7 protein-coding genes are annotated in these 8,187 nt (G+C 74.0%); 3 read left to right on the forward strand and 4 right to left on the reverse strand.

Features of this window, described 5'->3' with window-relative positions; all coding sequences use genetic code 11:
* Nucleotides 1-10: 10 nt before the first annotated feature.
* Both CWIS_RS12035 and CWIS_RS12040 read right to left on the reverse strand, forming a co-directional pair.
* Entirely contained in the window at nt 11-1,747 is a 1,737-nt protein-coding gene (locus CWIS_RS12035) for an ABC transporter ATP-binding protein (RefSeq protein ID WP_048343540.1), read from the reverse strand.
* Nucleotides 1,744-3,618 carry an ABC transporter ATP-binding protein gene (locus CWIS_RS12040; RefSeq protein ID WP_048343541.1) on the reverse strand — a complete coding sequence of 625 codons (1,875 nt, stop codon included), beginning with the start codon at nt 3,616-3,618 and terminating at the stop codon, nt 1,744-1,746. Before CWIS_RS12040 ends, CWIS_RS12035 begins: the two co-directional genes overlap by 4 nt.
* 182 nt (nt 3,619-3,800) lie before the next feature.
* Between CWIS_RS12040 and guaA the strand changes: the two genes are divergently transcribed.
* From guaA to CWIS_RS19855, 3 genes are all read left to right on the forward strand, one after another.
* A complete protein-coding gene (guaA, locus tag CWIS_RS12045; RefSeq protein ID WP_048343542.1) occupies nt 3,801-5,387 on the forward strand; it encodes a glutamine-hydrolyzing GMP synthase in 1,587 nt (528 codons plus the stop codon).
* A gap of 6 nt (nt 5,388-5,393) precedes the next feature.
* On the forward strand, nt 5,394-5,792 hold the full coding sequence (locus CWIS_RS12050; RefSeq protein ID WP_048343543.1) for a DUF3817 domain-containing protein: 399 nt from the start codon (nt 5,394-5,396) through the stop codon (nt 5,790-5,792).
* Between the two features lie 180 nt (nt 5,793-5,972).
* Nucleotides 5,973-6,692, forward strand: coding sequence for a hypothetical protein (locus CWIS_RS19855; protein ID WP_369796564.1), 720 nt, complete (start codon nt 5,973-5,975; stop codon nt 6,690-6,692).
* A gap of 66 nt (nt 6,693-6,758) precedes the next feature.
* On the opposite strand, the gene CWIS_RS17695 is transcribed toward CWIS_RS19855, so the two are convergent.
* Together CWIS_RS17695 and CWIS_RS19790 are read right to left on the reverse strand one after the other, a co-directional pair.
* On the reverse strand, nt 6,759-7,211 hold the full coding sequence (locus CWIS_RS17695; protein WP_053071702.1) for a hypothetical protein: 453 nt from the start codon (nt 7,209-7,211) through the stop codon (nt 6,759-6,761).
* Nucleotides 7,208-8,187, reverse strand: a 980-nt coding sequence (locus tag CWIS_RS19790; protein ID WP_048343544.1) for a LiaF domain-containing protein, incomplete at its 5' end; no start/stop codon positions are given. The genes CWIS_RS17695 and CWIS_RS19790, both read right to left, overlap by 4 nt.

An 8,187-nucleotide genomic window follows, 5' to 3' on the forward strand; every position in this document is an offset into this window, starting at 1 on the left:
GCGCACCCGGTCAGGACTCGTGCTGCCACGACCGCCAGAGCGCGGCGTAGTCGCCTCCCGCCGCGACCAGCTCGTCGTGCGGGCCGATCTCGGTGATCAGGCCGCCGTCGACGACGGCCACGCGGTCCGCGTCGTGCGCGGTGTGCAGGCGGTGCGCGATCGCGACGACCGTGCGCCCCGCGAGGACGCCGTTGAGCGAACGCTCCAGGTGCCGCGCGGCGCGCGGGTCGAGCAACGAGGTCGCCTCGTCGAGGACCAGCGTGTGCGGGTCGAGCAGCACGAGCCGCGCGAGGGCGATCTGCTGGGCCTGCGCCGGGGTCAGCGGGGCGCCACCCGAGCCGATCTCGGTCGCGAGGCCCTCGGGCAGTGCGGCCACCCAGCCCCATGCGTCGACCGCCTCGAGCGCGCGCCGCAGCGCTTCCTGCGACGCGTCCGGGTCGGCGAGCCGCAGGTTGTCCGCGACGGTGCCGACGAAGACGTGGTGCTCCTGCGTGACGAGCGCGACGTGCCCGCGCAGCTCCTCCAGCGGCAGGTCGACGAGCGGTACGCCGCCCACGCTCACCGTGCCACCCGTGGGCGGGTGGATACCGGCGAGCATGCGGCCCAGCGTCGACTTACCCGCACCGGACGGACCGACCACCGCGAGCCGCTCGCCCGAGCGCAGGTCGAGGTCGATGCCGTGCAGCACGTCGTGGCCCTCGCGGTACGCGTAGCGCAGCGAACGAGCGCTCACGTCCTCGTCGGTGGGCGTGCCCTCACGCGCCTCGCGGTCCGGCTCGACGAGCCGGATGCCGACGATCCGCGCGAGCGAGGTCCCCGCGACCTGGATCTCGTCGAGCCAGAAGATCAGGTCCCAGACGGGGCCCGACACCTGGTACGTGTAGAGCACGATCGTCGCGACGACGCCCAGCGTCACGTGCCCCTGCGAGACCAACCACCCGCCCCACAGCAGCACCGCGACGGGTGCGGCGGTGAAGGCGAAGTCCACTCCCGGGAACAGCGCGGTGCGCAGGTTGAGCGTCACGCGCTCGGCGTCGAACGCCTCGCGCAGGTCGTCCTCGACGCGTGCCTCGCGGCGCGGGCCCATGCGCAGCGCGTCGACCGTGCGCGCGCCCTCGACCGACTCCGTGATGGTGCCGTTGAGGGTCGCGTACGCGGCGGACTCCCGCAGGTAGGCAGGCGTCGCACGGCGCAGGTACCAGCGCACGACGACGACCATCACCGGCACGCCCACGAACATCGCGATCGCGACGAGCGGCGACAGGACGACGCACGCGACCACGGTGAGCGTGATCGTCACGATGGCGACGATGACGCGCGGCACCCCGAAGCGCACCGCGTTCTGCAGCTTGTTGACGTCGTTCGTCGTGCGGGCCACGAGGTCACCCGTGCCCGCCCGCTCGACGGTCGACAGCGGCAGCGACGTGACGGTCTCGATGAACTCCTCGCGCAGGTCGGCGAAGACCATCTCACCGAACAGCATCGAGCTGCGCTGCGCGAACCGCGTGAGCACGGTCTGCCCGAGCACTGCGCCCGCGCCGAGCGCGACGAGGGAGTTGACGTAGCCCGTGGTGGTGCCGTCCGCGACCGCGTCGACGAGCCGCCCGAGCAGCCACGGCCCGGCCAGGCCGAGGACCGCCGCGAACGTGTGCAGCACCGCGATGCCGGTGAGCGGCCGACGGTGGGCGCGCAGGAGGTGGACCGCGTACGCGCGGACCGTCGCCGCGTCGGCGATGGGCAGCTTCACGGCCGACCTCCTCGTGTCTCGTGGGTCCCGGCGGGCTGTCCGTCGAGCAGTGCGTCGAACGCCTCGTCGGCGATCGGGTCGTCACCCGTCACGTCGACGGGCCGCGTCACCACCGCCGGGACACCCTGCGGAGGCGTCTCGTCGTCCAGGTGACGTTCGACGACGCGGCGGTACGCCGCGCCGTGCGCGTCCTGGCGGGCCAGCAGCTCGGCGTGCGTCCCGGTGGCGACCACGCGGCCGTCCACCAGCAGCTGCACCTCGTCGACGTGGTCGAGCACGAGCGGCGACGCCGTCACGACGAGCGTCGCGCGTCCGTGCCGCTCGCCGGCGAGCCGGGCCGCGATGCGCGCCTCGGTGTGCGCGTCGACCGCGGACGTCGGCTCGACCAGCAGCAGGATCTCCGGGTCGAGCAGGAGCGCACGCGCGAGCGCGACGCGCTGGCGCTGGCCGCCCGACAGCGACCGCCCCTTCTCCGGCATCTCGCCCGCGAGCCCGTCCGGCACGGAGTCGAGCACGTCGTGCGCGTCGGCGAGCGCGATGGCGCGCAGCAGGCGCTCGGCGTCGCCCGGGCCGTGCACGTCGAGCTCGCTCGCGAGCGTGCCCGAGAACAGGTGCGGGGTCGCCTCGGCCAGCAGGATCCGCTCGCGCACGACCTGCTTGTCCAGGTCGGCGAGCAGCACGCCGCCCAGCCGCACGGGCGTGGCGACCTCGGCCTCGTCGTCGAACCGACCCATGCGCGTGGCGATCGCCGCAGACTCGTCGGGGTCCGCGCTCACGAGCGCGCTCACCAGGCCGGGCCGGACGGTGACGCCCGAGGTCTCGTCGACCAGCGGGACCCCCGGCGGCGGCGCTGCCTGCGTACCCGGGCGAGCACCCGTGGCGGGCACGACGCGCAGCACGTTGAGCACCTTGCCGGCACCCACGTGCGCACGCGTCGCGGACTGCACCGTGTACGTCATCTGCTGGACCGGCCACGCGAGGAACGCGGCGAACCCGTACGCCTGCACCAGCTGGCCGGGCGTGATCTCGCCCGCCACGGCCAGGTGCGCGCCGTACCAGATCAGCACGACGACGAACGCCCCCGGCAGGAGCACCTGCAGCGCGTCGAGCCAGGACTGCGTGACCGCGACGGCCTCACCCTTGCGCCGCACGAGCTGCGACTGCTCGCGGTAGCGGGCCGTGAACACGCCCTCGCCGCCGATGCCGCGCAGGATGCGCAGGCCCGAGACCGTGTCCGAGCCGAGCGTCGTGAGCCGGCCGGACGCCTCGCGCTGCGCGACCTGACGGCGCTGCAGCGGCTTGACGAGCGCGGCGATGCAGATCGTCACGGTCGGCAGGCCGAGCACGACGATGAGGCCGAGCGGCACCGAGGTGCGCAGCATCACGAATGCCGCGATGCCGTAGGCCACGATCGAGCCGATGAACCGCGCGGCGGTGTGGAAGATCTCGCCGATGCGCAGCGCGTCGTTCGCGACGGCCGAGACGACCTCACCGGTCGGCAGCTCCGCGGTGATGGTGTGACCCGAGCGGGCGACACGGTGCCCGACCAGCTGGGACGCCGCGAACGAGGCGCGCAGCCAGTTCTCGACGTCGTAGCGGTGCCCGATCGCCGAGGCGGCGGCCGAGATCACGCCCAGCACGGCGAGCGCACCCGCGGCGCGCCACAGGTCGGAGTCGAAGCCGTGCGCGAGGCCGGAGTCGATCGCGTAGCCGGTGACGTACGGCAGCGCGGCCTGGCACGAGAACATCAGGATGCCGAGCAGCACACCGACGGTGAGGATGCCCCACTGCCGGCGCGCCTGCCACAGCAGGTACGCCACGGGACCCGTCAGAGGCGGGGTACCCGGGTCAGCCAAGGGGAGGGATCGCACTCGTTCCACGTTACGGGCGGGCACCGACACGACTCGACTCGTTTTCCGCCGGGGTCCGCGCCGGGGTCCGCGCCGGGGTCTGCGCCGGGCTCTGCGCCGGGCTCTGCGCCGCCGTGGTCCCCCACGTGCCGCACGGTGGACGTCGGGCCGGAGCAGCGGGACGCGGCGACTACCCTGAGGGCGTGACTCAGACGCCTGAGCAGCCGACAGCTCACCGCCCGGTCCTCGTCGTCGACTTCGGCGCGCAGTACGCCCAGCTCATCGCACGGCGCGTGCGCGAGGCGAGCGTGTACTCCGAGATCGTGCCCCACACGGCCACCGTCGCGGACCTGCTCGCCAAGGACCCCGCCGCGATCATCCTGTCCGGGGGCCCCTCCTCGGTGTACGCCGACGGCGCGCCGTTCGTCGACCCCGCGCTGTTCGATGCCGGCGTGCCGGTCCTCGGCATCTGCTACGGCTTCCAGGCCATGGCGCAGGCGCTCGGCGGGACCGTCGCGCAGACGGGCCGCCGCGAGTACGGCGGCACCGCGCTCGAGGTCTCCGCGACCGGCACGGTGCTCGCGGGCAGCCCCGAGCAGCAGACGGTGTGGATGAGCCACGGCGACGCGGTGCACGCGGCGCCCGAGGGCTTCGACGTCCTCGCGACGAGCGAGGGCTCACCCGTCGCCGCGTTCGAGAACCGCGAGCGGCGCCTGTTCGGCGTGCAGTGGCACCCCGAGGTGAAGCACTCGCCGCTCGGTCAGAAGGCGCTCGAGAACTTCCTCTACGAGGGTGCGGGTCTGACGCCCGACTGGAACCCGGGCAACGTGATCGCCGAGCAGGTCGAGCGCATCCGTGCGCAGGTCGGCGACGCGCGCGTGATCTGCGGGCTGTCCGGCGGCGTCGACTCGTCGGTGGCCGCAGCGCTCGTGCAGCGTGCCGTGGGGGACCAGCTCACGTGCGTCTTCGTCGACCACGGGCTGCTGCGCTCGGGCGAGGCCGAGCAGGTCGAGAAGGACTTCGTCGCCTCGACCGGTGTGCGGCTCAAGATCGTCGACGCGCGTGCGCGGTTCCTGCAGGCGCTCGCGGGCCACACCGACCCTGAGACCAAGCGCAAGATCATCGGCCGCGAGTTCATCCGCGTGTTCGAGGACGCCGCGCGCGAGGTCGTCGCCGAGTCCGGCGAGACCGGAAGCGAGGTCAAGTTCCTGGTCCAGGGCACGCTGTACCCCGACGTGGTCGAGTCCGGGGGCGGCGAGGGCGCGGCGAACATCAAGTCGCACCACAACGTGGGCGGCCTGCCCGACGACCTGCAGTTCGAGCTCGTCGAGCCGCTGCGTGCGCTGTTCAAGGACGAGGTGCGCGCGGTCGGCCTCGAGCTCGGCGTCCCCGAGGCCATCGTCTGGCGCCAGCCGTTCCCCGGCCCCGGCCTGGGCATCCGGATCATCGGCGAGGTCACGGCCGAGCGTCTCGACGTGCTGCGCGCCGCCGACGCGATCGCTCGTGAGGAGCTCACGCGCGCCGGCCTGGACCGCGAGATCTGGCAGTGCCCCGTGGTGCTGCTCGCCGACGTGCGCTCGGTCGGCGTCCAGGGCGACGGCCGGACCTACGGCCACCCGATCGTGCTGCGACCCGTGTCGTCGGAGGACGCCATGACGGCCGACTGGACCCGCATGCCGTACGACGTGCTCGCGACCATCTCGACGCGCATCACCAACGAGGTGCCCGAGGTCAACCGGGTCGTCCTCGACGTGACGAGCAAGCCGCCGGGCACGATCGAGTGGGAGTGACCCGGCATGACGAGGGATGAGGACGTGACGACGGACGCCGGGACGACGACGGACTGGAGCCGCAAGGCGCGCGGCTCGCTCACGCGCTACCGCGTGATGGCATGGATCACGGGCGCCATGCTCCTGCTGCTGTGCGCCGAGATGCTGGTCAAGTACGTGCTGCACGCCGACGGCGTCGCGGCCGCATTCGGGTGGGTCCCGTTCGCGCACGGGTGGATCTACGTGGTCTACCTCGTCACGGTGTTCGACCTGTGGGCGACCATGCGGTGGCGCTTCGGCCGGCTCGTGACCATGGCGCTCGCGGGCATCGTGCCCGTGATGTCCTTCGTCCTCGAGCGACGCGTGCACACGCAGGGACTCGCGCGCGTCGAGGCGGCGGAGGCCACGCAGCCCGTCACGGGCTGACGGGGCTCGTCCTGCGCTCCCCGCCGGGAGCGCCTCTCGTCGTGCCCGCAGAGCGTCACCGGGTGCGATTCGTCCCCATCTCGCTACAGTCGACCTGCAGGAACGTAGGCACCCGCACGTCGCACGGCCCCTGCGCCCGTCGGGTCGGCAAGGGGAACGCTCGAGAGAGGGGAACCGCACGTGGCGACCACCGCTGGCAAGCACGGAGCTCGGGGGCTCGGCCTCTGGGTCATCGTCTTCGGGATCCTGTTCATCGTGGCCGGTGCGGTCACGTGGGGTCTGGTGGCGAGCAACCTCGCCGCCGAGAAGATCACCGTCTCCGACGACGCGAAGGCCTTCCAGGGTCAGCTCGTCGACACGCCGTGGGAGGCCTGGGTCCAGGCCGACATCATCAACCATCACGCGCTCGACGCCTCGGGCGGCAAGACGTACGCCGAGCTCGACCGCGAGGACCCGGTCCGCGAGACGATGATGACCGCGTCGTTCCTCCGGGCGTCGCTCTTCACGTCGGTCGTCGCGTTCGGCGTGGCGCTGCTCGTGGTCGGCCTGGGGGTCGTGTTCCTCCTCGTCGGCTTCGCGCTGAGGCGGCTGAGCCCGGCCGACGTCGTCGAGACCGACTCGCGGGTCGTCGGCCCCGCGCCGGTCGCCGCCCCGCCCGTGGCCGCAGCGCCCGTCGCCGCCGCACCGGTCGCCCCGACGTCACCGCCCCGCGCGACGACGGCTCCCGCCACGACCGCGGCACCCGCCGCTCCGACGACGGCTGCTCCGACGACCTCGGCACCGCCGGTCGTGCCGGACACCACGACTCCGGCCGCGCCTCCGGCGTCCGCGCCGCCGTCGCACGTCGCGCCGCCCGACCCGGTCGTCGACCCGGCGCGGCGCGACGAGCCGCGCGCCTGACGTCTCGCACGACGACGAGGGGCTCTCACCCGGGTGGGTGAGAGCCCCTCGCGCGTGCGGCACCGCTCAGCGCCGGCGGCGCGTGCCCGAGATGATCGAGCCGATCAGCAGGGCCACGCCCGCGCCGGCGACCAGCACGATCGCCGCGACGTCGACGTCGATGCGCCGCCCGCCCGCCCAGGCCAGCACGCCCACGCCGAGCACGGCCAGGACCAGGCCCCACACGACCGTCCCCACGCGGGGTCCGCGCTCGGGTCGCTCGACCTCGGCGGCCTGCGCGGCGACCTGCGGGTCGCTCGCCGTGGCGGGGGGCGTCGTCGAGATGCCCTCGTCGGCGGCCGCACCGGTGGGTGCGGTGCTCGCCGGGACCTCGGTGGTGAGGGCCTCGCCGGGGAGGTTCTCGGTGGCGAGAGTCTCGCTGGTGAGGTCCTCAGTGGTGGGGACCTCGGTGGTGAGGGTCTCCGTGGGGTCGTCGCCCGTCCCGGGGTGGCCGGTGGTGGGCTGCTGCTCGGTGCTCATGAGTTCTCCCGGGTGATCGTGACCTCGCCCGCACCGACGGAGACGTCGAGCGACAGCTGCGGGCTGCCGGTCTCGCTCGCCTGGTCGCGGAAGGTCGAGTCGTCCATGCGGATGCCGCTGGCCGTCTGGTAGTCCCCGTCCACGTCCCACGTGACCTTGCCGAGCCCGACGCGCACCGCGGCCTGGACCGCGGCGTCGTCGGGGACGACGATCTCGACGCGCCCGGCCCCGACGGACACGGGCACCTGGAGCAGGTCGTCGCTCAGGGGGACGTCGGTCAGGTCGAGGACGGCGTCGCCCGCACCGAAGTGCAGGCCCTCGGCGGCTGCCGTGCGCGTCGTGACGACGACGGGGTCGGTGCTCTGGTGGATCCCGGACCCGTCCCAGGCCCAGTCGCGGTGCGTCGCCGCGCCCACGGGGAGGGAGGCGACGAGCGCCATGATCGCCAGGAACCCGAGCGAGCCGCTGGTGCGACCGCGCAGGCCGGAGACGACCACGCCGATGCCCGCGAGGAGTGCGGTCACCCCGAGCGTCGTGAGCAGCACCGGGCCGTCGAACTCACCGGCGCGGTCCGCCGCGAGCAGGCCGGCGAGCGTCAGCAGCGCGAGCGCGACGACGATGCCGATGCTCGTCGCTCCCGGCCCGCGTCGACGCGGGGGCTTGGGGCGCGGGGGTGCCGACGGGGTCACCGGCCGCGGCCCGTACGCCGTGGGCGTGCCGTACGCGGTGGGCGTGGCGGCGTAGGCGGGCGCCGCCGGAGCGGCCGGGCCTGACGCGTGGGCCGTGGGCGCCGAGGCGTAGGCCGTGGCCGAGCCGTAGGGGGGACCGGCGTACGGCGAGGTGTACGGCTGCCCGCCGCCCGAACCCGACGCGTACGCGGGGCTCGTCGCGGTCGCGGAGGCGTAGGGGGCGCCCGGGCCGTAGGGCGTGGTCCGCGGCGCGGGGCCCGACGAGCCCGGCGTGCCGTACGGCGGGG

This window comes from Cellulomonas sp. A375-1, from assembly GCF_001040865.1.
GTDB classification, from domain to species: domain Bacteria; phylum Actinomycetota; class Actinomycetes; order Actinomycetales; family Cellulomonadaceae; genus Cellulomonas; species Cellulomonas gelida.

Coding starts and splice junctions, on each gene's coding strand:
- CWIS_RS12050 (WP_048343543.1), top strand. CDS start 5,394: ATGACGAGGGATGAGGACGTGACGACGGACGCCGGGACGACGACGGAC.
- CWIS_RS17695 (WP_053071702.1), bottom strand. CDS start 7,211: ATGAGCACCGAGCAGCAGCCCACCACCGGCCACCCCGGGACGGGCGAC.